The organism is Ramlibacter sp. WS9 (genome assembly GCF_003797765.1).
In the GTDB taxonomy this organism is placed as follows: Bacteria; Pseudomonadota; Gammaproteobacteria; order Burkholderiales; family Burkholderiaceae_C; genus Ramlibacter.
On the sequence record NZ_RKMB01000011.1, the window covers coordinates 153,494 to 178,190 of the forward strand.

Annotated in this window: 28 protein-coding genes; 11 read left to right on the forward strand and 17 right to left on the reverse strand. The window is 67.7% G+C overall.

Annotated features, from left to right (window positions below):
- Positions 1-46 precede the first annotated feature (46 nt).
- Positions 47-562 carry a GAF domain-containing protein gene (locus EEB15_RS17790; protein WP_233259532.1) on the forward strand — a complete coding sequence of 172 codons (516 nt, stop codon included), beginning with the start codon at positions 47-49 and terminating at the stop codon, positions 560-562.
- 15 nt (positions 563-577) lie between these two features.
- Here the strand turns inward: EEB15_RS17790 and EEB15_RS17795 are convergent, their stop codons facing one another.
- Entirely contained in the window at positions 578-2,017 is a 1,440-nt protein-coding gene (locus tag EEB15_RS17795) for a PLP-dependent aminotransferase family protein (RefSeq protein ID WP_141511209.1), read from the reverse strand.
- Positions 2,018-2,024: 7 nt separating this feature from the next.
- On the reverse strand, positions 2,025-2,612 hold the full coding sequence (locus EEB15_RS17800; RefSeq protein ID WP_233259533.1) for a LysE family translocator: 588 nt from the start codon (positions 2,610-2,612) through the stop codon (positions 2,025-2,027).
- Between the two features lie 122 nt (positions 2,613-2,734).
- Between EEB15_RS17800 and EEB15_RS17805 the strand changes: the two genes are divergently transcribed.
- Entirely contained in the window at positions 2,735-3,397 is a 663-nt protein-coding gene (locus EEB15_RS17805; RefSeq protein WP_141511210.1) for an alpha/beta family hydrolase, read from the forward strand.
- Positions 3,398-3,402: 5 nt separating this feature from the next.
- Here EEB15_RS17805 and EEB15_RS17810 read toward each other — a convergent pair whose 3' ends face one another.
- From EEB15_RS17810 to EEB15_RS17820, 3 genes are all read right to left on the reverse strand, one after another.
- Positions 3,403-3,666, reverse strand: a complete 264-nt coding sequence (locus tag EEB15_RS17810; protein WP_141511211.1) for a helix-turn-helix transcriptional regulator — start codon at positions 3,664-3,666, stop codon at positions 3,403-3,405.
- A gap of 27 nt (positions 3,667-3,693) precedes the next feature.
- A complete protein-coding gene (locus tag EEB15_RS17815; RefSeq protein ID WP_141511212.1) occupies positions 3,694-4,521 on the reverse strand; it encodes an oxaloacetate decarboxylase in 828 nt (275 codons plus the stop codon).
- Positions 4,522-4,619: 98 nt separating this feature from the next.
- Positions 4,620-5,510, reverse strand: a complete 891-nt coding sequence (locus EEB15_RS17820) for an MBL fold metallo-hydrolase (protein WP_141511213.1) — start codon at positions 5,508-5,510, stop codon at positions 4,620-4,622.
- 118 nt (positions 5,511-5,628) lie between these two features.
- Between EEB15_RS17820 and EEB15_RS17825 the strand changes: the two genes are divergently transcribed.
- The gene (locus EEB15_RS17825; RefSeq protein WP_141511214.1) at positions 5,629-6,564 is read left to right on the forward strand and encodes a LysR family transcriptional regulator; all 936 of its coding nucleotides are present in this window, start codon (positions 5,629-5,631) and stop codon (positions 6,562-6,564) included.
- On the opposite strand, the gene EEB15_RS17830 is transcribed toward EEB15_RS17825, so the two are convergent.
- On the reverse strand, positions 6,561-7,253 hold the full coding sequence (locus EEB15_RS17830; RefSeq protein ID WP_141511215.1) for a Crp/Fnr family transcriptional regulator: 693 nt from the start codon (positions 7,251-7,253) through the stop codon (positions 6,561-6,563). The genes EEB15_RS17825 and EEB15_RS17830 overlap by 4 nt on opposite strands.
- A 135-nt stretch (positions 7,254-7,388) precedes the next feature.
- On the opposite strand from EEB15_RS17830, the gene EEB15_RS17835 reads away from it, so the two are divergent.
- Both EEB15_RS17835 and EEB15_RS17840 read left to right on the forward strand, forming a co-directional pair.
- Positions 7,389-8,135 carry a nitroreductase gene (locus tag EEB15_RS17835; RefSeq protein WP_141511216.1) on the forward strand — a complete coding sequence of 249 codons (747 nt, stop codon included), beginning with the start codon at positions 7,389-7,391 and terminating at the stop codon, positions 8,133-8,135.
- A complete protein-coding gene (locus EEB15_RS17840; protein ID WP_141511217.1) occupies positions 8,132-9,823 on the forward strand; it encodes an acyl-CoA synthetase in 1,692 nt (563 codons plus the stop codon). Before EEB15_RS17835 ends, EEB15_RS17840 begins: the two co-directional genes overlap by 4 nt.
- Positions 9,824-9,849: 26 nt before the next feature.
- Here EEB15_RS17840 and EEB15_RS33720 read toward each other — a convergent pair whose 3' ends face one another.
- Positions 9,850-10,239, reverse strand: coding sequence for a VOC family protein (locus tag EEB15_RS33720; RefSeq protein WP_158290161.1), 390 nt, complete (start codon positions 10,237-10,239; stop codon positions 9,850-9,852).
- Positions 10,240-10,351: 112 nt separating this feature from the next.
- Between EEB15_RS33720 and EEB15_RS17850 the strand changes: the two genes are divergently transcribed.
- Together EEB15_RS17850 and EEB15_RS17855 are read left to right on the forward strand one after the other, a co-directional pair.
- Entirely contained in the window at positions 10,352-10,831 is a 480-nt protein-coding gene (locus EEB15_RS17850; protein WP_141511219.1) for an Lrp/AsnC family transcriptional regulator, read from the forward strand.
- An 82-nt stretch (positions 10,832-10,913) separates the two neighbouring features.
- A complete protein-coding gene (locus tag EEB15_RS17855; RefSeq protein WP_141511220.1) occupies positions 10,914-11,882 on the forward strand; it encodes a pyridoxal-phosphate dependent enzyme in 969 nt (322 codons plus the stop codon).
- Positions 11,883-12,272: 390 nt separating this feature from the next.
- On the opposite strand, the gene EEB15_RS17860 is transcribed toward EEB15_RS17855, so the two are convergent.
- Positions 12,273-13,067: a YhjD/YihY/BrkB family envelope integrity protein gene (locus EEB15_RS17860; RefSeq protein ID WP_233259534.1), complete on the reverse strand. Its 795-nt coding sequence runs from the start codon at positions 13,065-13,067 to the stop codon at positions 12,273-12,275.
- 32 nt (positions 13,068-13,099) lie between these two features.
- Between EEB15_RS17860 and EEB15_RS17865 the strand changes: the two genes are divergently transcribed.
- A complete protein-coding gene (locus EEB15_RS17865; RefSeq protein WP_141511221.1) occupies positions 13,100-14,011 on the forward strand; it encodes a glutaminase in 912 nt (303 codons plus the stop codon).
- A 24-nt stretch (positions 14,012-14,035) separates the two neighbouring features.
- Here the strand turns inward: EEB15_RS17865 and EEB15_RS17870 are convergent, their stop codons facing one another.
- A complete protein-coding gene (locus EEB15_RS17870; protein ID WP_141511222.1) occupies positions 14,036-14,461 on the reverse strand; it encodes a PaaI family thioesterase in 426 nt (141 codons plus the stop codon).
- An 83-nt stretch (positions 14,462-14,544) separates the two neighbouring features.
- Positions 14,545-15,828, reverse strand: coding sequence for an amylo-alpha-1,6-glucosidase (locus EEB15_RS17875; RefSeq protein ID WP_141511223.1), 1,284 nt, complete (start codon positions 15,826-15,828; stop codon positions 14,545-14,547).
- A 128-nt stretch (positions 15,829-15,956) separates the two neighbouring features.
- Between EEB15_RS17875 and EEB15_RS17880 the strand changes: the two genes are divergently transcribed.
- On the forward strand, positions 15,957-16,886 hold the full coding sequence (locus tag EEB15_RS17880) for an EamA/RhaT family transporter (RefSeq protein WP_141511224.1): 930 nt from the start codon (positions 15,957-15,959) through the stop codon (positions 16,884-16,886).
- A gap of 11 nt (positions 16,887-16,897) precedes the next feature.
- Here EEB15_RS17880 and EEB15_RS17885 read toward each other — a convergent pair whose 3' ends face one another.
- The 5 genes from EEB15_RS17885 to EEB15_RS17905 form a co-directional block, all read right to left on the reverse strand.
- Entirely contained in the window at positions 16,898-17,494 is a 597-nt protein-coding gene (locus tag EEB15_RS17885; RefSeq protein WP_141511225.1) for a LysE family translocator, read from the reverse strand.
- Positions 17,495-17,502: 8 nt separating this feature from the next.
- A complete protein-coding gene (locus tag EEB15_RS17890) occupies positions 17,503-17,859 on the reverse strand; it encodes a cupin domain-containing protein (RefSeq protein ID WP_141511226.1) in 357 nt (118 codons plus the stop codon).
- An 80-nt stretch (positions 17,860-17,939) separates the two neighbouring features.
- Complete coding sequence (locus EEB15_RS17895) at positions 17,940-18,728, reverse strand: aspartate/glutamate racemase family protein (protein WP_141511227.1); 789 nt, start codon at positions 18,726-18,728, stop codon at positions 17,940-17,942.
- A gap of 9 nt (positions 18,729-18,737) precedes the next feature.
- Positions 18,738-19,619, reverse strand: a complete 882-nt coding sequence (locus tag EEB15_RS17900) for a transporter substrate-binding domain-containing protein (RefSeq protein WP_141511228.1) — start codon at positions 19,617-19,619, stop codon at positions 18,738-18,740.
- Positions 19,620-19,713: 94 nt separating this feature from the next.
- Complete coding sequence (locus EEB15_RS17905) at positions 19,714-20,610, reverse strand: LysR family transcriptional regulator (RefSeq protein WP_141511229.1); 897 nt, start codon at positions 20,608-20,610, stop codon at positions 19,714-19,716.
- 30 nt (positions 20,611-20,640) lie between these two features.
- Here EEB15_RS17905 and EEB15_RS17910 point away from each other — a divergent pair, with 30 nt between their 5' ends.
- On the forward strand, positions 20,641-21,498 hold the full coding sequence (locus EEB15_RS17910; protein WP_233259535.1) for an AraC family transcriptional regulator: 858 nt from the start codon (positions 20,641-20,643) through the stop codon (positions 21,496-21,498).
- Between the two features lie 78 nt (positions 21,499-21,576).
- A complete protein-coding gene (andR, locus tag EEB15_RS17915; RefSeq protein ID WP_141511231.1) occupies positions 21,577-22,584 on the forward strand; it encodes an anthranilate 1,2-dioxygenase regulatory protein AndR in 1,008 nt (335 codons plus the stop codon).
- Here the strand turns inward: andR and mrtJ are convergent.
- Together mrtJ and EEB15_RS17925 are read right to left on the reverse strand one after the other, a co-directional pair.
- Complete coding sequence (gene mrtJ / locus EEB15_RS17920; protein ID WP_141511232.1) at positions 22,556-22,963, reverse strand: JDVT-CTERM system glutamic-type intramembrane protease; 408 nt, start codon at positions 22,961-22,963, stop codon at positions 22,556-22,558. The genes andR and mrtJ overlap by 29 nt on opposite strands.
- On the reverse strand, positions 22,964-24,691 hold the full coding sequence (locus EEB15_RS17925) for a tannase/feruloyl esterase family alpha/beta hydrolase (protein ID WP_141511233.1): 1,728 nt from the start codon (positions 24,689-24,691) through the stop codon (positions 22,964-22,966). It abuts the gene before it with no gap.
- Between the last annotated feature and the right edge of the window lie 6 nt (positions 24,692-24,697).

Consider the following 24,697-nt stretch of genomic DNA (forward strand, 5'->3'; position numbering starts at 1 on the left):
CCGACAAGGCGGATACACTTGTGTTCATTTGTTACAGGGACGCCTTGTGAACGACCTGGCCTACGAACCCGACGACATCGATGTGCGCATTGCCGAACTCCTGATGGCGATTCCGGACGAGGCTGAGCCGTTCGAACATCCCAAGGTCCAGCAAGCACTGCACGTCCTGCGGACCCATCTCAATATGGACGTGGCATTCATGTCGCAGTTCAAACACGGGCGCAGGACGTATCGCGTCGTTGACAGCAGCCCTCAGTACAGTGCCGTTCAAGCGGGGCATTCCGACCCTGTGGAAGAAAGCTGGTGCCTGCACGTCGTCGAAGGCCGGCTGCCCCGACTGCTGCGCGACGCCAGGCCCTATGTCAGGGCCAAAGCCGTGCCGCCTACCGCCCTCCAGATCGGCACCCACCTCAGCACGCCCGTGGTCCTCAGGAATGGGAAGGTTTATGGCACGCTTTGCTGCTTCAGCGCGGATGTGAAGGCCGACGTATCGCCGAAGGAGCTGGGCCGGCTGCGGCTGACCGCCCAGTTGCTCGCGGACGAGCTGCGGCTCAACGTGTAAGAGTCTGGGCCGGCGTCACCCCGTGGCGCGCGCCCGCCGCAGCGCATCCTGCGCCGTGGCGACCGCCGCCAGGCGCGGCCGCAGATAGTCCGCCAGCCGCGTGTGCTGGCTGTAGACGACATTGAAGCGAATGTGCGGATCGTCGGCGCCGTCGGCCATGAAGGCCGAGCCGCGCATCAGCACGATCTTGTTGCGATACGCATCACGCACCAGCTCTTCGACGTCCACCTGCGGCGGCACCGCGCCCCAGAGGAACAGGCCGCCTTCACCGGGCGGCTCCAGCTGGACCCCGGCTTCACGCAGCTGGCGCGCAGCGACGGTGCGGGCCGTGCCGATCTTCTGCTGCAAGCGCTCGACATGCTTGCGCCAACGGCCGGCCGCAAGCAGTTCCAGCAGCACCAGCTCGTTCAATGCACCCGTGGTCAACACCGAGTAGATCTTTTCGCGCAGCAAAGGCTTGAGCAGCTTGGGCTCGGCCGCGATGTAGCCCATTCGAATCGCCGGACTCATCGCCTTGCAGAAGCTCGAAACGTAGATCACGCGCTCCAGGCCCGAGAGCTGCGCCAGGCGCGTCGGGTGGCCGGGATGGAAGTGGCCCTGCGTATCGTCTTCCGCGATCAGGAAACCGTATTGATGCGCGAGCATCAGCACGCGATGCAGGTTGGCCGCGCTGGAACCCCAGCCCGTGGGGTTGTGCAGCACGCTCTGGATGAACAGCAGCTTGGGCCGGTGCTCTCGGCACGCGGCCTCCAGTTCGTCCAGGTCGATACCGTCGGGCCGCCGCGCGACCGGCACCACGTGCAGCCCGCCTTGGCGCAGGCGGCCGAACATCAGGAAGTACCCTGGGTTCTCGACGAGCACGGCGTCGCCGGGCTGCAGGAAGGCGCGGCAGATCAGGTCGATGGCCTGCGTCGCGCCCCAGGTGGTGAGCAGCCGGCCGCCGTCCACCGTCATGCCCTGGGTGCGCATCATCATCGCGATGCGCTCGCGCACTTCCGCCATGCCCTGCGGCGGGCAGCGTGCGGCCAGCCCTGCATCGTGTCGGGCCAGCGCCCGCTGCAGCACGGTGGCGGGCAAGCCGTCGTTGAGCCAGCTGGGCGGCAGCACGCCGCTGCTGGCCAGCAGCATGCCCGCGCGCTGGTCGTTGGCTTGCTGCGCGGCCCAGACGGGCTCCTGTTCTTCGCCCGCTTCCAGCCAGGCGGCGTCGACCGCGCCGGCCACAGGCTCGCAGGCAAAAAAGCCGGCCGTGCCGCGCGACTCGATCAGGCCGGCAGCGACGAGGCGGTCGTAGGCCGTCACCACCGTGTTGGGGCTCACCGCCAATTGCGTGGCGAGCTGCCGGATCGACATCAGGCGCGCGCCGGCGGCGAGTTGCCCGCCTTCGATCAACGCGCGCAGGCGCGTCTCGATCTGGTCGGCCAGGGGCAGGGGCGATTCGCGGTCCAGCAGAAACATCGAGGGTCTAGAGAAGAAACTTGAGCGCCAGCAACGCGAGCGCACCCGCCATGATGACATTGAACACACGCCTGCGCTTCGGGTCGTCGAGCACGCGCCGGATGGCCACGCCGAACAGCGCCCAGGCCGACACGCACGGAAACCCGATCACGAAGCCGACGGCCGTGATCAGCAGCGCCCCCTCCACCGGCGACACGCCCGGCGGCATGAACACCGACGCGAGCGTCACGGCCTTCATCCAGCTCTTGGGATTGACGGCCTGGAACAACGCGCCCTCGCGCAAGGTCAACGGGCGCGCCACCTGCCCCGAGCCCATCACCCCGCCCGTGAGCTTCCATGCCAGGTACAGCAAGTACATGGCCCCGGCGACGCGCAGCACCGAGTGCAGCACCGGCCAGGCCACGAACAATGCGCCTAGCCCGGCGCACGTGGCGAACGTCTGCACCGCGCCGCCGAAGTTGATGCCCAGGATGTGCGGCAGGGTGCCGCGGTAGCCGAAGTTGGCGCCGGACGCGGTGAGCATCACGTTGTTGGGCCCCGGCGTGCTCGACATGAGGAAGCAATAGGTGGCGAGTGGCAGCAGGTCGGTGATCATGGCTGCCAGCGTAGGGCGTGCCGGGCGGTGCGGGAAGGTACAGCGCCGCCACGCAAACGCGGGACTGTATCGGCGGGCGGATGGGTACAGCGGGGCGTGCCCGGCTGGACTACGATGCTCACATGACTCCCTTGCGCATCTCACTGCCTGCCGGGACCACAGTTTCCGCTGTGCTCGACGCGCCCGCGCACCCGAAGGCTTGCTACGTCTTCGCGCATGGGGCCGGCGCGGGGATGAATCACGCGTTCATGGTGGCGGTCGCGCGGGGCCTGGTCGAGCGCGGCATCGCGACGCTGCGCTTCCAGTTTCCGTACATGGAGCAAGGCTCGAAGCGGCCGGATTCACCGGTCGTGGCGCAAGCTGCAGTGCGCGCCGCGGTTGAAGAGGCCACAAGGCAACTGCCCGGCGTGCCGCTCTTCGCCGGCGGCAAGTCGTTCGGCGGCCGCATGACGTCGCAGGCGCAGGCGGTGGAGCCGCTGGCCGGCGTGGGAGGCGTCGTCTTCGTCGGGTTCCCCCTTCATCCGGCCGGCAAGCCTTCCATCGAGCGCGCGACGCACCTGGCCGAGGTGAAAGTGCCGATGCTGTTTCTGCAGGGCACACGCGACACGCTGGCCGACCTCCAACTCATTCGCGAAACGACCGCAAAGCTCGGGCGCCGCGCAACGCTGCATGTCGTCGAGGGCGCCGATCACTCGTTCCACGTGCTGGTGCGCTCGGGACGCAACGATGCGCAGGTGCGCGATGAGCTGCTGGACGTGATGGCGAAGTGGATGACGAAAGGCTGAGGCGGCTACGCGTCACCACCACCCGGTTGCAGCAGCTTTGTCGAAACGCCATACAGCGCGAGCATGCCCAGCACATGCCCAATGGCGACACCGGGCTCGCCCGACTCGATGCGGCCAATCGTCTGCACGTGCACGCCCAGACGCGCGGCCGCGACTGCCTGGCCTTCCCCCGCTTTCGTCCGCGCCAGTTTGGCGGCGGCGCCCATGTCCTTGATGGCCTGCAGCGCGTATGCGTCGATGTCTGCGGAAATGCGTTTGCCTTGGGCCATGCCCGAATTCTCGCATCCAGCCAGCTGTCAAACGCCCATCAACTTGTTCAATTCCGCGCCGGCCGCCGCATCCGCGAAACCATCGAACTTGCCTTCCCCCGCGATCATCTGCGCCGCGCGCATGAAGCCGCCCCAGGCCGTGCGCGCCATCGCGCCGCCGACGCTGATGCGGCGCACGCCCAACGCTTCGATGTCGCGCAGCGTCAGATCGACGGCGGAGCCGACCAGCAGGTTGACAGGCTTGGGCGCTACCGCCTGAACCACGGCGATGATCTGTTCGCGCGTCTTGATGCCTGGCGCATAGAGGCAATCCGCGCCTGCTTCCGCATAGGCCTGCAGGCGGCGGATCGCGTCGTCGATGTCCGGGCGGCCCACGAAGAAGTTCTCTGCGCGGCCGATCAACAGCGTCTCGCCACCCGCTTCGTCGATGGCCGCGCGTGCGGCGCGCATGCGCAGGACGGCGGAATCGATGTCGCGCAGCGGATCGTTGGCGTTACCGGTGGAGTCTTCGATGGAAAGCGCCGCAACACCGGTGTCCAGCGCCAGCCGCACGTTGCGCGCGACGCCGTCCGCATCGTCCGCGAAGCCGGCTTCGAAGTCGGCGTTCACCGGCAATTCGGCGGCGGCCACCATCTCACGCAGGTGCGCCAACGTTTCCTCGAGCGACATCTGCCCGTCCGCCTTGCCCATCGACCAGGCCGCGCCCGAGCTGGTGGTGGCCAGCGCCTTGAACCCCAGCCGCTGCAGGTAGCGCGCGCTGCCGCGGTCCCAGGGGTTGGGAAGGACGAAGCATCCCGATTCGTGCAATTGGCGAAACGCCTGGCGGCGGGTGGAGATGTCTTCTGGCGTCAGCATAAAAAATGGCTCCCATCGGCTGTTGCGAATGGGAGCCATTGTGCAGGGCATCAAGCTGCCCTTTTGTCATCAGGGCCGGCGCGCGGCCCGGCGCATGCTCACCACTTCATCTCGCCCTTGTTCACCTTGGCGCCGATGTCCAGGGCAATGCCCAGGCCGGCTTCCGGATAGGCCTGCTTCATCGCACCGATGAGGGCGCCGCTGTTGGCGGCCTTCGGCAGTTCCTGCTCGTAACGCGCGAGGTACGCCTGGCTCCATGCGAGCTGCGAGGCGTCCTGCTTGGCGCCGGCGGCGCTGTGGCCCGGGATCACCGTGGTGGGCTGCAGCGCGGCCATCGCGCCGAGCTTCTTCGACCAGTCGGCACGCTCTTGCACGCTTTGCGCGTCGGCTGTCCACAGGTGCAGGCCGGCGTAGACGTTGACGCCGCCCGCGATGGCCTTGAGCGACGGGATCCACACATAGCTGCGATGCGGCAGGCTGTCGTCCAGACCGCGCACTTCCAGCGCCTTGCCTTCGAGCGTGATGACGTTGCCGGCCAGCACTTCAGGCAGCGGCACGGTCTTGGGCGCGTTGGCACCCATGCGCGGGCCCCACACCTGCAACTTGGTAGCCAGGGTGGCCTGGATCTTCTTCAGCGTCGGTGCGGTGGTGACCACCTTCGCGTCCGGGAAGTACTGCTTCAGCACTTCGATTCCGAAGTAGTAGTCCGGGTCTGCCTGCGTGATGAAGATCGTCTTGAGCGTCTTCTTGCTGTCCAGCACCATGGCCGCGATGCGCAGGGCGTCGGCGCGCGTGAAGCCCGTGTCGAGCAGCACGGCGTCGGTCTGGCCCGACACCAGCACCGAGTTCACGTGGAAGCTGTTGGCATCGGCGTTGTACACCTGCAGGGTCAGCGGGGCTGCGCTGGCTTGGGCCGCGGCGTCGACGGCCACCACGCCCAGCGCGAGGGCCGGCACGATCAGTCGGGCCAGTTTCTTGAAGGTCTGCATCTCGGTCTCTTTCGGTTGGTGTTGAAGAAGACTGGACTGTATTGGTTACTTTCCTGGAGATAAACAGTAGACTCGTCGACACTTTGTCTACCAGAACGGCCTAATCCGCCGCACCCCCATGGACCGGATTCGAGCGATGCAGGTGTTCACCGAGGTGGCCGAGCGCGGCAGCCTCACCGACGCGGGCAAGGCGATGGACATCTCGCGCGCGATGGTGTCGCGCTACCTGGAAAGCCTGGAGAGCTGGCTGGGCGTGCGTGTGCTGCACCGCACGACGCGGCGCGTGAGCCTGACGGATGCAGGCGCCGAGGCGTTGCAGCGCTGCAGGCAGGTGCTGGACCTGACGCTGGATGTCGAGGCCGCGGCCGGCGCCCGAAGCGCCGCGCCGAGCGGCAAGCTGCGCATCACCACCAGCAACTCGTTCGCGCAGGCGCATCTGGCCGCCGCGGTGTCGGACTTCCTGAAGGCGCATCCGCGCACCCAGGTCGAGCTGATCGTGCTGGAGCGCGCGGTGAACCTGGTGGAAGAGCGGATCGACCTGGCCGTGCGCATCAGCAACCAGCTCGACGACACACTGGTGGCTCGCCGCATCGCGAGTTGCCGCTCCGCGCTGTGTGCCGCGCCGTCCTACCTCGCGGAGCACGCCGCGCCGAAAACGCCGGAGCAACTGCGAACCCATCGCTGCCTCACCCACGCCCATGTCGGGCGAACCGAGTGGCGCCTGCAGCGCGACGGGCAAACGATCAAGGTGCCCGTGAGTGGCCCTCTTCAAAGCAACGAAGTGGCGGTGACACGGCAGGCCGCGCTGGAGGGTTTGGGAATTGCCATGCTGCCGACGTACTTCGCAAGCGACGATCTGGCGCAAGGCCGGCTGGTGCGCGTGCTGCCGGCGTACGAGCCGGAAACGTTGGGCATCCATGCGGTGTACCTGTCGCGCCAGCACCAGCCGCCACTGCTGCGCGCGATGCTGGACTTTTTGGCCGAGCGGTGGAGCGGCGCGGTGGCGCCTTGGGATGGCGTGGTGAAAGGCAGGAAGACCAAGGCGCGCAGCTAGGGCCCGCGCGAGAAGTTCTGCAGGCCCTCGAGGTCGAGGACCTCGATCACGCCATAGCGAATGCGCAGCAGGCCGGCCTCTTCGAGCTGGTGCAGCGCACGATTGGTGTTCTGCCTTGCAAGTCCGCACAGGCGGGCGATCTCGTCCTGGGAGATGACGAGCTCGCGATCCGTCGACGGATAGAGCTGCGGGTTGAATAGCTCGGACACGCAATAGGCGACGCGCGCCGGGAGGTCCTGCAGGCGAAAGCTCTCCACCAGCGCGACGTAGTGGCCCAGCCGCGCATTCAGCTGGTCGATCACCCAGCGGCTGAAGGCGCGGCTGTCGTCGATCAGCCAAAGGAATGTCTGGCGCGGCATGAAGGCCACGTTGCTGTCGCGGATGGCCACGACCGCATAGGGGCGCGGCTCGCCCTTCAACGCTGCGCCTTCGCCGAACCAGGCACCGGCGGGCACGCCGGCAAATGTCGTGGCACGCCCGTCGGAGGCGATCGTGTCGACTTTCAGCATCCCGTCCACCACGGCCAGCCAGTGCATCGCCGGCGAGCCGCGAAGGCACACCGTCGAGCCGGCCTTGAAACTTCGCATCGCCGTGTCGAGGTACACCCTGTCCATCTGCGCGGGCGTGAGACAGGAACGCCACGGGCTCGCTTCCAGGAAGTCGCGCAGGCTGGTGTTGGGGACGGTCATGAGGCAGGTGCTGATGAGGCGCTGGGCCTGCCCATTGTCCGCCGATTGGCCCCGGCGCGGCCGGGGGAAAGCACTCCCGCCGATTGTCATGAACAGAACATTCAGGATTCATCCTGCGGCCTAGCATTGGCGCCAATGAAGCGTCTTACTCCTCCTCCGTCCATCGCGCCCGAGATCCTGCGCGAGGCGGTCGACTGGGCGATCGTCTCTCGCCGGTCGATCCGGGCCTTCCTGCCGACACCCGTGCCGCGCGAGGAGATCGAGGCGATCCTGGAGGTTGCACGTCACTGCGCCTCAGGCGTCAACACACAGCCCTGGCAAGTCCACGTGCTGACGGGTAGCGCGAAAGACCGGCTCAGCGCGGCCGTCCTGGCTGCCTACGACGACCCCTCGCTTCTCGCGGAGCTGGAAGAACCCTACGACTACTACCCGCGGGAATGGGTGTCACCTTACGTCGACCGGCGCCGCAAGCTCGGCTGGGAGCTGTACGGCCTGCTCGGCATCGACAAAGGCGACAAGCCCCGCATGCACGCGCAGCACGCGCGCAACTATCGCTTCTTCGACGCGCCGGTCGGGCTGATTTTCACCATCGACCGGGTGATGCAGCAAGGCAGCTTCATTGATTACGGCATGTTCCTTCAGAGTGTGATGGTGGCGGCCCGCGGCCGTGGACTTGACACCTGCCCGCAGGCCGCCTTCACGACGTTCCACCGCATCATCGCGCGTGAGCTCGGCATTTCCGATGGGCAGATGCTCGTCTGCGGCATGAGCCTCGGGCACGCGGACCCCAGCCGCGTCGAGAACTCCCTGGTGAGCGAGCGCGAGCCGGTCAGCAGCTTCGCCCATTTTCACGACCACAGCCCCGCGGAGACATCGCCGTGACCCTCAACCCTTCGGCCTTCCCCACTGCCTCTCCCTATGCGCAAGGCCTCGAGCGCAACGCGGCCAACTTCGTGCCGTTGACGCCGCTGCGTTTCCTCGACCGCACCGCCGACGTCTATCCTCAGCGCCTGGCCATCGTGCACGGCAGCCTGCGCCAGACTTGGGCGCAGACGCGCGAGCGCTGCTATCGGCTGGCATCGGCGCTCGTGCGCATGGGCGTGCGGACCGGTGACACCGTGTCAATCATTGCGCCCAACACACCGGCGATGCTCGAAGCGCACTTTGGCATTCCGCTGTCGGGGGCCGTGCTCAATGCCATCAACTGCCGGCTGGACGCCGAAGGTGTCGCCTTCATCTTGCGCCACGGCGAGTCGCGCGTGCTGCTGGTCGATCGCGAGTTCGCGCCGCTGGTCCAGCGCGCCCTGGCGAACGTGGCGCAACCGCCGCGCGTGATCGACATCAACGATCTCGAAGCGCCGGACGGGCCGGCGATCGGCGAGACGGATTACGAGTCTCTGCTGGCGGGTGGCGATCCCGCATTTGCCGGCGTCTGGCCAACCGACGAGTGGACGCCCATTGCGCTGAACTACACGTCGGGGACCACGGGCGACCCCAAAGGCGTGGTGCCCAGCCACCGCGGCACTTACCTGATGAGCCTCATGCAGATGACGGACTGGGCGCTTCCGCGCGCACCCACCTACCTGTGGACGCTGCCGATGTTCCATGCCAACGGCTGGTGCTTCACGTGGGCCATCACGGCGGCGGCCGGCACGCACGTGTGCCTGCGCAAGGTGACTGCGGCCAACATCTTCCGCGCCATCGCCGAACAAGGGGTCACGCATTTCTGCGCCGCGCCCATCGTCATGGGCGGCATCGCCAACACGCCGCCCGCCGAACGCCAGGCCCTGCCCCGGCGCGTGCGCGTGCTGACCGCGGGCTCGCCTCCGCCGGCCGCCGTGCTCGAGGCGGTCGGGGCCATGGGCTTCGAGGTGGATCACGTGTTCGGCATCACGGAGATCTCCGGCACGGCCGTGAGCTGCGCCTGGCAAGACGCCTGGGACGACGCGCCCGCGGGCGAGCGAGCGCGGCTGCAAGCGCGTCAAGGTGTGCGGGCCGCCGTGCTGGAGGGGTTGATGGTCGCCGACCCGGAGACGTTGAAGCCGGTACGCGGCGACGGCAGCGATGCGGGCGAGATGCTGATTCGCGGCAACATCGTCATGATGGGCTATTTGAAGAACCCGGATGCGACGGCCAAGGCCTTCGCGGGCGGGTGGTTCCACACCGGCGACGTGGCGGTTGTGCATCCGGATGGCTACCTGCAGATCACGGACCGGTCCAAGGACGTCATCATCTCCGGCGGCGAGAACATCTCCTCCGTGGAGGTGGAGGACGTGCTGCATCGCCATCCAGGGGTCCTGCACGCTGCAGTCGTCGCCCAGCCCGACGACAAGTGGGGCGAAGTGCCCTGTGCCTTCGTCGAGCGCAAAGGCAGTGCCGATTTGCTCGACGAGGCCGAACTGATCGCCTTCTGCCGCGACCGCCTCGCCCACTTCAAATGCCCGCGCCGAGTCGTTTTTACCGAGTTGCCGAAAACCGCCACCGGCAAGATCCAGAAGTTTCGCCTGCGCGAGATGGCCGGCAGCCGCGAGGCGATCACACGGCTGGCGGAACCAGCCGGCGGGAAGTGACGTGAAATCACGGCGTAGGTCGATGCCTACTTGCACGGCTCTTCGATTGCGTTGGTCAACACCTCCACCGCATGGCCGTCGAGATCCTTGAACATCGCGCCGAAATAGGTTTCGCTGATGTCGGGCCGGCGGCGCGGGGAGAACACATCGGACGCCGCCGATTGCAGCGCGGTTTCATGCACGGCGTGGACCTGCTCGCGCGAAGGCGCGTCGAAGGCGACGTGGGTGCCCTTGGCCGTCACCTGCTCCGGCGCGGCCACGGGGTACAGAAAGAAGCACCATTGCGATCCGGTACCGAACGCCGCCTCGGCGCCCGTGTCGCGCAGGAGCTTCAGGCCCAGCGGCGCGAGCACCTGCGAGTAGAACGCCACCGCTTCGGCGTATCGGGACGTGCCCAGGGAGATGTGTGAAATCATGAAGTGCTTTCCAGGTTGGTCCCTAGAATGGTAGGGACGCCCCTGCGCGGATTGCGCGCAATATCGCGGCGCCCTTTGCCGAAATTCCGCGAATCCTTCCCTGCACCTATCGATGACCGACCTGGACCGTTTCGACCGCGAACTGCTCAACCTCGTGCAAGAGGATTCGGGCCAGACAGCCGAGAGCCTGGCGGCGCAGGTGGCGCTGTCGCCTTCCGCCATCCAGCGCCGGCTTCGGCGGATGCGCGAGGAAGGCGTGATCGCGCGTGAGGTCGCGGTGGTCGACGCGGCGAAGGTCGGACGGCCCACGTTCTTCATCGCCTCGCTGCAGCTCGAACAGGAAAGGCCCGAACACCTGAACCAGTTGGGCGCGTGGCTGCAGGCACAGCCGGCCGTGCAACAAGCCTTCTACGTGACCGGCCAGGCCGACTTCGTCCTTGTGCTGACGGCGCCGGACACTGCGTCGTACGAAGCATTCATGTCGCGCATGATGATCGAGCACCCGAACATCAAGCGCTACACCACGAGCGTGGCGCTCAACGTCGTCAAGCGCGGGCTCGCGATACCCGTTCCGCCGGCGCCCGCGGTGTAGCGCGCCGGAATCGCTTTTTTGCCGCGCCGAGGCGGGCGAATTCGCGGCGCATCCGCGGGCCTGGCGGGGCACACTCCAATTCATGGACACCAACACAACGAAACCGGCAGCGCCGACCCGCCTGATCCAGCTCCCGCTGCTGGCGCGCGAAGCCGGTGTGGCAAGCGTGTGGGTCAAGGCGGAGTGCGACCGGCCCCTCGGAAACTTCAAGTCGTTGGGCGGCACCGCCGCCGCGTTGAAGGCCCTGGCGCGGGCGGGGAGCGAAGCGTCTCGCACCACACTCATTTGCGCCAGCGACGGCAACCATGGGCTGGCGGTTGCCGCCGCGGCGACGGCGGCCGGCGCCCACGCGCGGATCTTCCTGCCGGCCGGCGCGACGCCGGTGCGCGTCGCGCGCATTGCGGCGCAAGGCGCGCAGGTGGAGACGGTGCACGGCACTTACGACGACGCGGTGACCGAGGCCGCCGCTGCCGCCGCGCGCGGCGAGGGCATCCTGGTGTCCGACACTTCGGACGACCCGGACGACCGCGGGGTTCGTGACGTGATGCGTGGCTACGCGCAGCTGGCACGCGAGGTGCTGCAGCAGACGCAGGGCCACGCTCTGCCGACGCATGTCTTTGCCCAAGCCGGCGTCGGCGGACTCGCCGCCGCGCTTGCAGAGGGCTTGATGGCCCACCTGCGCGATCCGGCCCGGCTGGTAGTGGTCGAGCCGGAGCGGGCGGCATGCGTCGCCGCGGGTCTTCGGGTGGGGCATCCGGTAACAGTCACCGGCGATTTGGAGACATGCGCGGAGATGCTTTCGTGCGGCACCGCGTCAGCTGCCGCACTCGACATCCTCCTGCGATTCGGCGCGAGTTCGGTGGCGGTAGATGAAGCGGCGCTGCTCTCCGCGCCCGCGACGCTCGCGAACTGCGGCGGCCCGCCCACAACGCCTTCAGGAGCCGCCGGTGTGGCCGGGCTCTTGCACGTGGCCCACCGCGACGCGCTGCGTGCCGCGCATCGGCTCGGCAGCGACAGCAGTGTCCTGCTCGTCGTCTCCGAGGGTGCCTAGGCTTGCCGATCCCCCGGCTGTCATTGCGGACTTCCCGCTCGACTGTCGTGAGCGCGGCCGGCGGCCGAGTCGCGCGTGCGGTTTTGCGACCGTCGTGCGCCAACAATGTCCCTGAGCGTCAGGCGGTGCCCGGCAGGGCCGATCTCTGTGGCGGCTGAGATTCTTGGTCTGGGGCCGGGCGCGCTTGCGCGCTTCGTTGACTAGCTCGCCGGACTTGTCCGAGCACAGCGGCCTTAGGCGCTGTGCGAGTTGTACGGCGCCGGCCCCAGGCCAAGAATCTCAGCGAAGTCGGCGCAAAGCGGCGACCGACACAGTGTGAGGCCATGACGGGTACCGCCTGACGCGACGCGAAGAAGAGGAAAACCGGAAGTCATGGATTGCGGGACAGGACTAAGCCGACCGACCGGCCCGCGGCAGGCAAGCACCCGCCAACGCGGCGCCCAGCGTGATGAACCACGAGTAGTACACCCACAGCAGGAACGCGAGCAGCGGAGCGAAGGCGCCATAGATCGTCCGGTAGGCCGGCATGTTCGCCAGGTAAATCGCGAAGCCGCGCTTGCCCAGCTCGAAGGCGATGCCGGCGAGCAGGCCACCGGCGATCGCATCGCGCCACCGCACGGCCGTGTGCGGCACGAAGCGGAACAGGCAGGTGAAGCCGGCCGCGCCCAACGCAAGGGGGCCGAGCGTTGCCGCGAGGCCGCGTGCATTGGCCAGCAGGTACGACGTCGCCCACAGGCTCGCGCCGATGATGACCGGCCCGGTCAGCAACAAGCCAATGTACAAGGCCAGCCGGCGCAGAAACGGCCGCGGTTTCTTGGCGAGCCAGATGCGGTTGAGCGTGTTCTCCACGCTGAGAAGCAGTGCCAGCGCCGACAGCAGCAATACGCCAAAGCCGACCCACGTGAGTCCGCTGGTGTTCCCGGTGAACTGGGCAAGATGCTTGAGAACGGTCTTGGTGATGTCGGCCGGTAGCAGGCCGCGCAGCAAGTGCTCCCGGATCGCTTCACCGGTGGGGCGCAAGGCCGGCACGCGCGCGAACAAGGCGAAGCTCACCGCCAGCAGCGGCACCATCGACATCACGGTCGCAAACGTGAGCCCGCCCGCCGCCTGCGCGAGGCGTTCTTCCCGGCCGCGCCGGACGATGAGGCTGGCCAGGCTGCCCTGGCTTCGGGTTGTTTTTGCCACCGGGGCAATATACCTGCGCGCACAATCCCGCCATGGACTTTCAATCGCTGCTCGAAGACATCGTCGCCACGCTTCGCCCCGAGCTGGGCGAGGCAGGGCACGTCGCCAACTACATCCCCGCACTGGCGCGCGTGCCGGCGGCGCGGTTCGGGATCGCGCTGCGAACCTGCGACGGCCACGAGGCCCATGCCGGGGACAGCACCACCGCGTTTTCGATCCAGAGCATTTCCAAGCTGTTCGCGCTGACGATGGGCATGCGCGAGATGGGCGAGACGCTGTGGGAGCGCATCGGCCGCGAGCCGTCAGGCAACCCGTTCAACTCCCTGGTGCAACTGGAGTCGGAACGCGGCATCCCGCGCAACCCCTTCATCAACGCCGGCGCAATCGCTGTGACGGACCGGCTCGTCAGCCTGTTCGATGCGAAAGCCGAGATGCTCACGCTGTTGTCCAGCCTGTGCGGCGAACCGGTGCAGTTCGACGAAGAGGTCGCCGCGTCGGAAGCCGCCACGGGCTTTCGCAACATCGCACTGGCCAATTTCATGAAGAGCTTCGGCCGTATCGACAACGATGTGTCGGCGGTGCTTGACGCCTATTTCCATCATTGCGCGGCCGCCATGAATTGCCTGCAGCTGGCCCGTGCCACCGGTTTCCTGTGCCGCGATGGAGTGCATCCGTTCACGGGCCACCAGCTCCTCACCGAAAGCCAGGCGCGGCGAATCAACGCGCTGATGCTGACCTGCGGCACCTACGATGCGGCCGGCGAGTTCGCCTTTCGCATCGGCCTGCCGTGCAAGAGCGGCGTGGGCGGCGGCATCGTGGCCGTGGTGCCGGACCGCCTGACCCTGTGCGTGTGGTCACCGGCCTTGGACTCGACCGGCAACTCGCTGCTGGGCATGAAGGCGCTCGAGTTGTTCACGGCGAAGACCGGGCTTTCGATCTTCTGACTTCGGCCCCGACGCGGCCCGCCGTCACGCCGATTCGTCGGGCACCACCAGGAGCAAGGTCTCGCCCGTGGCGACGAGTTTCTCGGCGCCCCCGGACAGCGCGAAGAGCTCGCACGACGTGAACACCTGCGACTTGCCGGGTTTGACGACACGCGCACGGGCGATGAATCGCTCGCCCACCGCCGGGCGTAGGCAGTTGACCGCGTAGTGCGACGCGAGCACGCGCCCGACCAGCGTCGCCGCCGCATAGCCGCAGGCCGTGTCGATGAGCGCGCCCACAAGCCCCGCGTGCAGAAAGCCGGAATACTGCCCCACCTCGATGCGCCAGGGCATCGCGATTTCGGCTTTGCCGGGCTCGGCGCTGACGACCTCGATGCCGCACCATTGGTTGAATGCGGACGTGAGGTTGATGGCCCGGATCTGGGCCAGGGGATCGGGAAGCGGTTTCATCGCGGCACTCCTTGAGGATGTGCCGTGACGATACGAACCTTAGCGCGGCACCAAGGTCATGGCCCCTGTCGCGCGCGCAACAGTCAGTGCGCGTTGGCCCATTGAAGCAGCATGTCGATCGCCAGCGCGATCTGCCCGGCAGAGCCGCGGTATTCGGCGGAACCCTGGCCCTTGCCATCGCGGCTGTACCACTCGTAGAAACCGTCGTCGCGCAGCACACGGTCGAGCATCGGGCCGATTTCCTGGTGGGCCATCTGCGGCTGGCCGCGCGCCACCATCTGCTGGATGATGCGCCCGCCGAACCACGGCCAGTCGCCGCCGTTCTGGTAGTGGTATTCGGGGCCCATCCAGAAGGTGTTGGCGAAAAAGTTCGCCGGATACGACGGGTAGAGCGTGACGCCGACGGTGCCGGAACCGGAATCGACTTTGTTCTTGATCATGCGAGCGAAAGTCAGCTCGACTTCGGCCGGCTCGAGCAGCCCCGCCTGGATGGCGACCGCGGTGCCGCCCTGGAAATAGATGCGCGCCTCGTCGAAGCTCGCCGGAAAGGGCGAGCCCTTCTCGAGGTAGAGATGGGGGATGAACTGGGTGCCGGTCCACAGGTGCGCGCGCACAGCCGTGCGCAGATCGGCCTGGCGGGCAGTCCAGGGGGTCGCGTCGCGCCCCGCCGCGCGCTCCAGGGTCTGCAGGTGAACGAGGGCCAGCGCCAGCATGGCGTTGTCGTAGATGGAGATGCTGGGGTGGCTGTTCTCCGTCAGGTTGGTGCCGGGGCTGTCCTCGGGCTGGACGTCACCCCAGTCGGCACGCGTGCCGCCCCAGACCAGGCGGTATGGCGCGGCGAATCGCTGCGTGTAGAGATACATCAGCGCTTTCTCCATGCGCTCGATCACCGGGACGCCGCGCACCTGCTGCGAGAGAAGCGCCGTGTCGCCCGTCGCCGCCACATATTTGCCGACGGCCTGCACCAGCGAGCTTTCCTGGTCGCTTTCGACGGTGGCTCGCAGCAGGTTGCCGTTCGGCTCGATGGCATCGGGGATGAGACCGTCGTCCGCCTGGAACTCGAAGAACTGCAACAGCTGCGAGCGCACCACCGGCGCGCCGTGCGACTCGATGGCCAGGTCGATGAACGTGTTGAGGTCGCGGATGTACACAGCCGCATACACCGTGCCGGCGCTCAGGTTCTTGGCGACCACCTGCCTGGCCTTGGCACGCACCAGCGGCAACCGTGTGTCGTTGCGGATGGTGCTGGCCAGCGCTGCCTCCGCGGAGGGTGCGGAACCGCTTCCACCCCCGCCACCTCCGCCGCAGGCGTTGAGGACCAGGGAGAGAGCAACGGCCAGCAACCCGGCGATCGAAAGTTTGTTCAAGACGATTTCCTGTGGGTGATTCCTTGTTGCCGATGATAGACGGGGGCATGTCGCCATCTCCGGGCGCGCGGCCCGCCGCCGCGGAACAGAAACGCGCTGCGCCGGCAGATGCCCGATGATGAGGACCGATGAGCAATGCCGCCCCCATCCTGCCGTGGCTGTGGATCCCGATCGTGTTGGCGGCAGCCCTGGCCCAGACCGCCCGCAATGCGGCACAGCGCTCGCTGGTGGCCCAGGCGGGCACGCTGGGTGCGACGTTGGCGCGCTTTCTCTACGGGTTGCCGTTCGCCGCGCTTTGGGTGGTGGCACTGCATGGGCTGCCGGCGACCGCGGCGACCGTCCCCTCTTTCCACGCCGGCTACTTCGCCTGGCTGATGCTCGGCGCAGCCGGGCAGCTTGCGGCCACAGCCTGCCTGCTGGCTGCCATGAAGCAACGCAATTTCGTGATCGGTGTCGCCTACTCCAAGACCGACGCGCTGCAGGTGGCCTTGTTCGCCACGCTGTTCCTGCGGGAGCTGCCGGGCTGGATCACGGTGCTCGCGATGTTGCTCGCCACGGCGGGCGTGGTGCTGCTGTCGGTACCGCCGAAGGCTGCAGCGGACGGCGTTCGGGCCTGGACCGGGCGGGCCGGATGGTATGGCCTGGCTTCTGGAGCTGGCTTCGCGCTTTCGGCAGTGGGTTATCGCGGCGCGGCGCTGCAACTGTCCGACACGTCGGTCTGGCTCAACGGAGCCTGGGGCGTGCTGTGGGCGCAGGCCGCGCAATCGGTGGTGCTGGGCGCGTGGCTCGCGTGGCGCGCTCCGCAATCGCTGCGCGCGCTGGCGACAGCCTGGCGCGTGTCGATCCTGGCCGGCGGCATGGGTGCGCTCGCCTCGATCGGCTGGTTCACCGCTTTCGCGCTCACCACGGCCGCCAACGTGCGCACGCTGGGAATGGTCGAAGTGGTGTTCAGCTACCTGGTGTCGCACCGGCTGCTGCGCGAGAAGCTCTCTCGCGCGGACAAGGTGGGGTTGGCGCTGGTGGGCACGGGCCTGCTCGCCTTGTGCCTGAAGCTCTGATCACGCGAACGCTACGTCCATAGCATCACGACGGACGCGGCCAACAGCAGCCCCATGCCGCCGTTCACCCACCTGGCGCGCCGCGCGTCCTTCATCCAGCGCTGCAGCATCGCGCCGCCCACCAGCCACACCGCGCAGCTCGGCGCGGCGGCCAGCGCGAAGAGGACGGCGAGCAGCGCGGCATGCGTGGCAGCGGGCTGGCCCGGCGCCGCGCTGAAGGTGGCGGCAGCGCTCGCGCCGACGATCCACGACTTGGGATTGACCCACTGCAGCGCAAACGCCGCGCCGAATCCCGCGGGCGGCGGCTCGCCTCCGGCCCGCATGGGCGGCGCTTTCGCGATCTGCCAGGCCAGCCAGAGCAGGAACAGCGAACCGCCTGCGCGCAGCGCCATCAGCAGTCCCGGCCAGGCCTGCAGCACACCGGCCAGGCCGAACGCGGCGACACCGATCAGCAGGGCCATCCCCACCACGACGCCCGCCAGGCAACGCAGGCCACCTTGCCAGCCGCCCCTCGCGCCCGCGGCCATCACCAGCAGGTTGCTCGGCCCCGGCGTCACCGCGGCGGCCACGGCGAACAGGAAGAACGCCGCCATCTGCTGCGCTTGCATCGCGCCGCTCAGATCACGCGGCGCGGCGCCGCGGTAGCGGCATCGCCGCTGTTGGGCGTACCGGTCGGCTCGATCAGCAGGATGTGCGCCTCTTTCGCGGCGCGCGGCCGGTGCTGCACCCCGCGCGGCACGACGAACATCTGCCCAGGTGCGAGACGCACCGTGCGGCCGCCCTCCAGGTCGATCTCGATCTCGCCTTCGAGCACCAGGAAGAAATCATCCGTGTCCGGATGCGCGTGCCAGTGGTACTCGCCCTGGATCTTGGCCACCATCACGTCGTGGCCGTTGTAGTCGCACACCGTGCGCGGCTGCCAGTGGCCCTCGAACGTGGCCAGCTTTGCTTTGAGGTCGATCGCCTGTTCCATCTCTGCCTTTCATGTTGAACGCCCTGTTCAACGATGACGCAGTGTGGACGTGCGGGCGGCTGGCGTCTTGTACGTTTGTTTCATGCGGGCCAGACCGCGGCCACGTCTTCGATGCCGTACGCGCGTGCCGCCAGCACCCGCGCCATGATCCGGGCCGGGTCGGCCAGGTACAGGCCCGCCTGGCCACTCCCGGCCTTCAGCGCCAATGGGATTTCGGTGCAACCCATGATGATCGCGTCGGTGCCGTGCCGCTCGGCAAGCGCGCGGGTCACGGCTTCGAAACGCTCGCGTGCGAAGGGCAAGTTGCCCGCCTTCACACCCTGGTAGATCCCTTCCATCAACAGCTGCCGCTCGGCCGGAGTGGGCGTGTGGCAAGCCAGGCCTGCATGTTCCAGCGCCTCTTGGTAGACACCCGCGTGGTACGTGCCTTCCGTGGCCAGCAAGCCCACGTCGCGCACGCCCCGGCGCGCCAGTTCGATGGCCACCTCCTGTACGCCGTGGATGACTTCCAGGTCGGGCATGCAGCGCTGCAGCGACGCGTGCCACGCGTGGGCCGTGTTGCACGCGATCGCGAGCGTGCGTGCGCCCAGTGCGCCAAGGCGTGCAGCCACCTGCTTCATCGACTCCAACGGCGCATCCGTGCCGCGAGACTCCAGCAGCAACGATGCCGAGCGGTCGGGGATGGGCACCTGCGCGAGCCAGTGCTCCGGATAGGCCTGGTCAGTGACCGCAACGCCCATGGCGCGCATGACGTCGGTGCAGGAATCCACGAACAGCCGCGCGAAGTCGGCGCCGGCCGCCGGGCCCATGCCGCCCAGGATGCCCACGGCACTCGGCAAGGGCCGGCGAAACTTCAGCGCGGGTTGCATCGCTTTGCCTCAGACGGCGGGCTTGTCGCTGCGGGCCTTGAGGTTGTCGCGCAGCTGCGGGGCCATCGGCAGCTTGAGGTTGGTGTTGTTCGGCGGGATGGGCGACATGAACCACTTGGTGTACGCGCGCTCGAACTCGCCCGACTTGATCATGTCGGCGATCACGCCGTCGACCAGCTGCTTGAACTTCGGGTCGTCCTTGCGCAGCATGCATGCGTAGGGCTCCACCTGCAGCGAGTCGCCCACCACGTCCCACTCCGCCGGATTCTTGGCGGTGGTGATCAGGCCATACAGCAGGATGTCGTCCATGCCGAACGCCACCGCGCGGCCGGAGTCCACCAGCAGCATGCCGTCGCTGTGGTCCTTGGCCAGCATCAGCTGCATGTTCAGGCTCTTGTCGGAGTTGTACTTGCGCAGCACCTGCGCGTTCGTGGTGCCCGACGTCGTGGCGACGACCTTGCCTGCCAGGTCCTGGTAGTTGCGCACGCTCGCTGTTTTCTTGACCAGGAGGCGCGTGCCCGTGTAGAAGTGGTTGGTGGCGAATGCCACGTCCTTGCCGCGGGTGGAGTTGTTGGTGGTGGAGCCGCACTCCAGGTCGATGGTGCCGTTGGTGAGCAGCGGGATGCGGTTTTGCGACGTGACGGCCATGTACTCCACCTCCAGCACCTTGCCGCTGCGGCGCTTGAGCTCGCGCACCACCGCGTCGGCGATGTCCATCGAGAAGCCGACCGGCTTGCCCGTGCCGGAGATGTAGCTGAAGGGCACCGACGATTCGCGGTAAGCCAGCGTGATGCGACCGGTTTCGCCCACCTTCTTCAACGTGTCCGCCGCGGCAGCGGTTGCGGCAGTGGCGATCAGCAGGCAAACGCCGGCCAAGGTGGTCAACTTCATTTGGAACTCCTCAAGATCAACGATGGAGCCCGCAGTCTAGGCACAGGGCGGCGGCTTGCCCACTGCCAAAGCGGCTATGCGCCATAACGCAGTGTTATGGCCCGGCCAGCACTTGCTGCACCGCTTTGGTGAACCTGCGGGCCGGGAGCGACGTGGCGGCCGCGGCGGGCCGGGCGGCGAGGATGGCGACCGGCACGGCCGGCTCCAGCGCCACCACCTCCACTTCCGCCAGATCCGCCGACAGCGCCGTGCAGCTGTCCACCAGGGCTGCGCCGAGACCGTGCCGCACAAGTGCCAGCGCGGCGTGGTACGTCTGCACCGTGAACGGCGTCGAGAAAGCGATGCCGGCTTCGCGGCAGGCCTGGCTGATCGTGGCGCCCAGGGTTTGCGTGCTCTCCACGCCGATCACCCGCGTGCCCGCCAGCTCCTGCAGCGAGATGGCGCCCTTCTTGACGGCGCGGGCGGGGAGCAGCCCCTTGGGAGCCACGCACACGATGTGGGCCTGGCCGACTTCTTCGAGCAGCAGGGCCGGGTGCGATGCCGGCCCGTACAGAAAGCCCACGTCGGCCTCATGCAGCAGCAGGGCCGACAGCATTTCGGGCGAATGGAAGGTCTTGATGACGACACCCACGTCAGGGTGCTTTGCGTTGAATAGCTTCAAGGCCCGCGGGATGACTTCGTGGCCCAGCGTCAGGATGGAAGCGATGCGCAGCTCCGCCACGGCCTTGCCGCCGCGCAAGGTGGCCGACACGCGCTGCACCTCGTCGAGGTCCTTGAACACGCGCTCCACATGCGGAAAGAGGGTTTCCGCCTCGGGCGTCGGCACCAGGCGGTTGCGCACGCGCTGGAACAGCTGGAAGCCGAGCTGCACCTCGGCATGCTGCAGCATGCGGCTCACCGCGGGCTGGCTGACGTTGATCAACTTGGCGGCGCCGCTGACACTGCCGGTCATCATCAGGGCGTTGAACATCTCGATGTGTCGCAGGCGCATGGCGGCTCCTCTTGGATGTACGATTGTTTCATGCAGCACGGTTCCCACCCGAACGACTGGGCGCGCTTCCAGCCGGGCGCGGTGGAAGGCGTGACGCTGATGAAGGCGCATTTCCAGCAACACGCGTTCGAGCGCCACAGCCACGAGACTTATTCCATCGGGCTCACCCACGCCGGCGTGCAGACCTTCAACTGCTGCGGCACCTTGCATGCCAGCCTGCCCGGCGACCTCATCCTCTTCAACCCCGACCAAGCCCACGACGGCAAGCGTGGCGCGCCGGAAGGCTTCGGCTATTCGATGCTCTATGTGCCCGAGGACGTGGTGGCCGGCTGCGCGGACCCGGAAGCGGGCATCGTCATGCCCCGCCACTTCCGCCAGCCGGTGGTGCGCGGCGGCGCCCTCGCTCGCCAGTTCGCGCAGGCGGTCGCGGCCATCAACCAACCGGGCGAGACCTTGCGCGCGGAAGAACTGACGCGCCACGTGCTCGCGGCGATCCTGGTGCGGCACGGCGAAACAGGCACGCGGCATCTCGATCCGCGCGCGGCCGGCGGTCTCCGCATGAACAAGGTGCGTGACCATTTGCAGGCGCACTATGCCCAGGATGTCGATGTGCTGACGTTGGCCGGCATCGCCGGCTTGTCGCGCGCGCATCTCACGCGCGCCTTCGCGCAGCACTTCGGCGTGCCGCCCCACATCTACCTCAATGCCGTGCGCGTGCGCAAGGCGCAGGAGGCGATGCTGGCCGGGACATCACTCGCGGACGTGGCAGTGGACTGCGGCTTTGCCGACCAGAGCCACTTCAGCCGCCGCTTCAAGGGCGCGCTGGGCGTGACGCCGGCGCAATGGCTGAGGCAGATGCGGGTCGCCGGCACGACACTTCGTAATTGACTTTTGAATAGTTGACGCCTAAAGTAGTTCCACGGGTCGCGCTGCAGTCCAGCCCCATGGCCCGAAGGACGTCGCGCCATGAATGCTGTCCCCGCGGTCTGCGCCTTGCTGCCGCCGCAATGCCTGCACCAGCACCGCCTGTTCGAGTCACGCGACCTGGACGATACGCGCGAGCGCATTGCGGGCGTCATGCAGCCGCACACGCTGCAGCCCAACGGCGCCTCCACCGACGCGCCCTCGCACATGGACTTCATCCGCATCGGCGGCGTGGGCCTGGGCGCCATCGGGTTCGGCGCGCCCATGCACGTCGACGTCGGCCTGCTCCATGACTACCACCTGCTGATGTTCTGCCTGCGGGGCCGGGCACGCACGCTGGCGGACGACCAGTTGCTGGTGGTCGACCCGCGCCACGGCATGATCAGCGGGCCGGGCAAGCCGTTCCTGGCCGACCTCTCGGGCGACTGCGAGCAGTTCATCGTGCGCCTGGACCGCGCCGCGGTGTTCGCCCACACCGGCCATTGGAACCTGCGGCTGCAGCCCGCGCTCGACCTGGGGAACGCCGCGCTGCAGCCCTGGCTGGCGCAGTTGCAGATGCTTGTCAATTCGCCGGCCCTGCTACGGCTGGCGCAGGACAACGCGCTCATCGCCGCCGACATGGAGCGGCTGCTGATCAGCCTGCTGCTGGCGGGCCAGCCGTGGCTGCCGCTGGACGATGCGGGTGTCCGCGAGCGGATGATCTCGCCCTCCTGCGTGCGCAAGGCCGAGGCCTACATGGAAGCCAACGTGGCCAAGCCGATCTGCCTGGCCGACATCGCGCAGGCAGCGAGCGTGCCGGTTCGGACCTTGCTGGACGCGTTCCAGCGATTTCGCGAACACAGCCCCATGCAACGGCTGCGCGAGATGCGGCTGGAGCGGGCTCACGCGCAACTGCTGGCCGCCGACGAGAACACCAGCGTCGCCGGTGTGGCGCTGGATTGCGGCTTCGCGCACTTCGGGCGCTTCTCCGAGGCTTACCGCCGCCGCTTCGGCATCGCGCCTTCGGCCACGTTGAAGCGGCTCATTGGGCCAATTCAACGAACAGGATAAGGCCCGAGTTGTAGTAGATGTGCAGCGCCATCGGCGGCAGCACGCTGCCATGGCGCTCGCGCAGATGGCCGAACACCAGCGACGGCACGACCATGGCCGCTGCCCACAAGACCGGCTGTGTCGCCAGGTGGGCGCCACTGAACGCGAGTGAGGTCAGCAGGTTCGGCAGGCTGATGCCGCCGTAGCGGTGCCAGCCTCCCAACCGATCCAGCAGCCAGCCCTGCAGCAGGCCGCGAAAACTCAGCTCCTCCAGCAAGGGATAGAGCAGCGCCGCCGACAGCAGCGCGGCCGCGCCGGTGAACCTGTCGGCCGCTACCCAGGGGGCCAGCGCCCACCAGACTGGTGGCGCGGCCAGGGTCGCGGCCAACAGCAAGTTCACTCAGCCCCTGCGTCGGCGCAGGCGCAGCAACCCCAGCAGCGCACCGAGCATGAGGATCGGCAGCGCCGCGTCGGCCGTGCCGTTGCCCACGGTGCAGCCGCCGCCGCCCGAGTCGACGGCCGCGATGGCGGGCGGCTCTTCGCAGCGCCAGTTGGCGGGGTTCTCCGTATCGCCGCCCGTGTGCACGGTGTTCTGCGGATAGGGACAGTAGCTGCGGTTGAACTTGGTGACGCCGGCGGTCACCAGCTTGGCCGGCAGCCGCTCGGGCGCCTTGCCGCCTTCCACCCACTCGATGAGCGGCGTCATGCCGTCGATCTGGCTCGGGCCATAACCGCCGCTGCAATGCGCGACGCCGGGGATGAAGAACATTCGGTAGAACGCCTGCGTCTGCGCCGCCCCGAGCTTCGCGCTCACGGCGTTGTAGTAGTCCGTGCCCATGATCGGGTTCAGCGCGGCGTCGGCCCAGCCCCAGTACGACACGATTTTGCCGCCGCGCGCATTGAACGCCGCCAGCTCGGGCTGCGGGTTCAGGATCGAGTTGATGCGTGTCATGCGATCCGGGTCGGTGTCGAAGTTGAAGTTCGCCCAGTTGTAGGCCGGATCCTGGGTCTCGAACGCGAAGTACTTCATGTACGACTCGCCGAACAGCGTCAGCACCGTGGGCGAAGGACCACCGGGCCAGAACAGCCAGGGGATCGCCGCGGTGGCATCCTCCACACCGTAGTACTGCGGGAAGTAGCTCTGCCCCTTGATCTTCGGGCCATCGCGCAGCTTCTGCAGCGCGGTGGTTTCCGCGTCGGTGAAGCAGCTGTCGGTGACGGCGGCGCCGCACTTGGGCAGGTCGACCTTCGGGTTGAAGTCGCAGGCCGGCGGGTTGCTCAGCAGGCCGTCGGTGACGCCGTCCTTCGCGTCGCACTTGGCGAGGATGGCGTTGAACGCGTTCGCCAGCTTCGGTTGCGTCAACGTCGGCGCGGCCTTGAGCGCCTGGTCGTTCGCCAGGCCCTTCATCATCACGTCGCTCCAGCGCAGCGTCGGCGCGCCGGCCATGATGCCGTTGAAGTCCTCCGGGTAGCGCGACGCCGACATCATGCCCTGGCGGCCGCCGGTCGAGCATCCGTCGAAGTACGAGTAGGCGGCCGGCCGCGCGTAGTACTCGTTGGCCAATGCCTTGGCCAGCGTCACTGTTTCGTGCACCGCGCGGTAACCGTGATCGATGATCTTGTCGACGCGGTTGTGGCCGAAGCTGGCGAGCGGCTCCTTGGCGTCCAGGTGGCCGGTGTCGGTGCGGGCCGTGGCGAACCCTTTCGCGAGGCCGGCGTGGCGCGACTCGACTTCCTTGACTGCGTTCGCGTCCTCACCGGCGAAGCCGCCGTTGCCGTACATCCACAGGCGCCCGTTCCACTGTGTCGGCAGATTGATCTCGAATCCGATCTCGGCCGGGATGGTGCCGGTGATGCGGCAATGCTCGGGCGCGGCGGCGGAGCCGGCGATGAGCTGCGCGCTCAGCACGACGCCGGCCGAAGTGGTCTTGGCCATCGCCGCGCAACTCAGCACCGAGGAATGAGGTGTGGCCGAGTAGTTGACCGACGAGCTCGCGGCGTTGGTGAAACCGGCCGCGTTGCCCCGGCTCGCGCTGGCGTTGCCGCCGTGCAAGGCCAGGGCCAGCAACGCGAGCGCGGTGGCGGCAATGCGGCGAGGGGCTGGCCGCGCTGCGAATGAAGTAAACATGATGTC

Excerpts from the sequence above, each read along its gene's own strand:
- EEB15_RS17795 (WP_141511209.1), bottom strand. The coding sequence starts at position 2,017 with ATGTTTCTGCTGGACCGCGAATCGCCCCTGCCCCTGGCCGACCAGATC.
- EEB15_RS17800 (WP_233259533.1), bottom strand. The coding sequence starts at position 2,612 with ATGATCACCGACCTGCTGCCACTCGCCACCTATTGCTTCCTCATGTCG.
- EEB15_RS17805 (WP_141511210.1), top strand. The coding sequence starts at position 2,735 with ATGACTCCCTTGCGCATCTCACTGCCTGCCGGGACCACAGTTTCCGCT.
- EEB15_RS17810 (WP_141511211.1), bottom strand. The coding sequence starts at position 3,666 with ATGGCCCAAGGCAAACGCATTTCCGCAGACATCGACGCATACGCGCTG.
- EEB15_RS17815 (WP_141511212.1), bottom strand. The coding sequence starts at position 4,521 with ATGCTGACGCCAGAAGACATCTCCACCCGCCGCCAGGCGTTTCGCCAA.
- EEB15_RS17820 (WP_141511213.1), bottom strand. The coding sequence starts at position 5,510 with ATGCAGACCTTCAAGAAACTGGCCCGACTGATCGTGCCGGCCCTCGCG.
- EEB15_RS17825 (WP_141511214.1), top strand. The coding sequence starts at position 5,629 with ATGGACCGGATTCGAGCGATGCAGGTGTTCACCGAGGTGGCCGAGCGC.
- EEB15_RS17830 (WP_141511215.1), bottom strand. The coding sequence starts at position 7,253 with ATGACCGTCCCCAACACCAGCCTGCGCGACTTCCTGGAAGCGAGCCCG.
- EEB15_RS17835 (WP_141511216.1), top strand. The coding sequence starts at position 7,389 with ATGAAGCGTCTTACTCCTCCTCCGTCCATCGCGCCCGAGATCCTGCGC.
- EEB15_RS33720 (WP_158290161.1), bottom strand. The coding sequence starts at position 10,239 with ATGATTTCACACATCTCCCTGGGCACGTCCCGATACGCCGAAGCGGTG.
- EEB15_RS17850 (WP_141511219.1), top strand. The coding sequence starts at position 10,352 with ATGACCGACCTGGACCGTTTCGACCGCGAACTGCTCAACCTCGTGCAA.
- EEB15_RS17855 (WP_141511220.1), top strand. The coding sequence starts at position 10,914 with ATGGACACCAACACAACGAAACCGGCAGCGCCGACCCGCCTGATCCAG.
- EEB15_RS17865 (WP_141511221.1), top strand. The coding sequence starts at position 13,100 with ATGGACTTTCAATCGCTGCTCGAAGACATCGTCGCCACGCTTCGCCCC.
- EEB15_RS17870 (WP_141511222.1), bottom strand. The coding sequence starts at position 14,461 with ATGAAACCGCTTCCCGATCCCCTGGCCCAGATCCGGGCCATCAACCTC.
- EEB15_RS17880 (WP_141511224.1), top strand. The coding sequence starts at position 15,957 with ATGAGCAATGCCGCCCCCATCCTGCCGTGGCTGTGGATCCCGATCGTG.
- EEB15_RS17885 (WP_141511225.1), bottom strand. The coding sequence starts at position 17,494 with ATGCAAGCGCAGCAGATGGCGGCGTTCTTCCTGTTCGCCGTGGCCGCC.
- EEB15_RS17890 (WP_141511226.1), bottom strand. The coding sequence starts at position 17,859 with ATGGAACAGGCGATCGACCTCAAAGCAAAGCTGGCCACGTTCGAGGGC.
- EEB15_RS17895 (WP_141511227.1), bottom strand. The coding sequence starts at position 18,728 with ATGCAACCCGCGCTGAAGTTTCGCCGGCCCTTGCCGAGTGCCGTGGGC.
- EEB15_RS17900 (WP_141511228.1), bottom strand. The coding sequence starts at position 19,619 with ATGAAGTTGACCACCTTGGCCGGCGTTTGCCTGCTGATCGCCACTGCC.
- EEB15_RS17905 (WP_141511229.1), bottom strand. The coding sequence starts at position 20,610 with ATGCGCCTGCGACACATCGAGATGTTCAACGCCCTGATGATGACCGGC.
- EEB15_RS17910 (WP_233259535.1), top strand. The coding sequence starts at position 20,641 with ATGCAGCACGGTTCCCACCCGAACGACTGGGCGCGCTTCCAGCCGGGC.
- andR (WP_141511231.1), top strand. The coding sequence starts at position 21,577 with ATGAATGCTGTCCCCGCGGTCTGCGCCTTGCTGCCGCCGCAATGCCTG.
- EEB15_RS17925 (WP_141511233.1), bottom strand. The coding sequence starts at position 24,691 with ATGTTTACTTCATTCGCAGCGCGGCCAGCCCCTCGCCGCATTGCCGCC.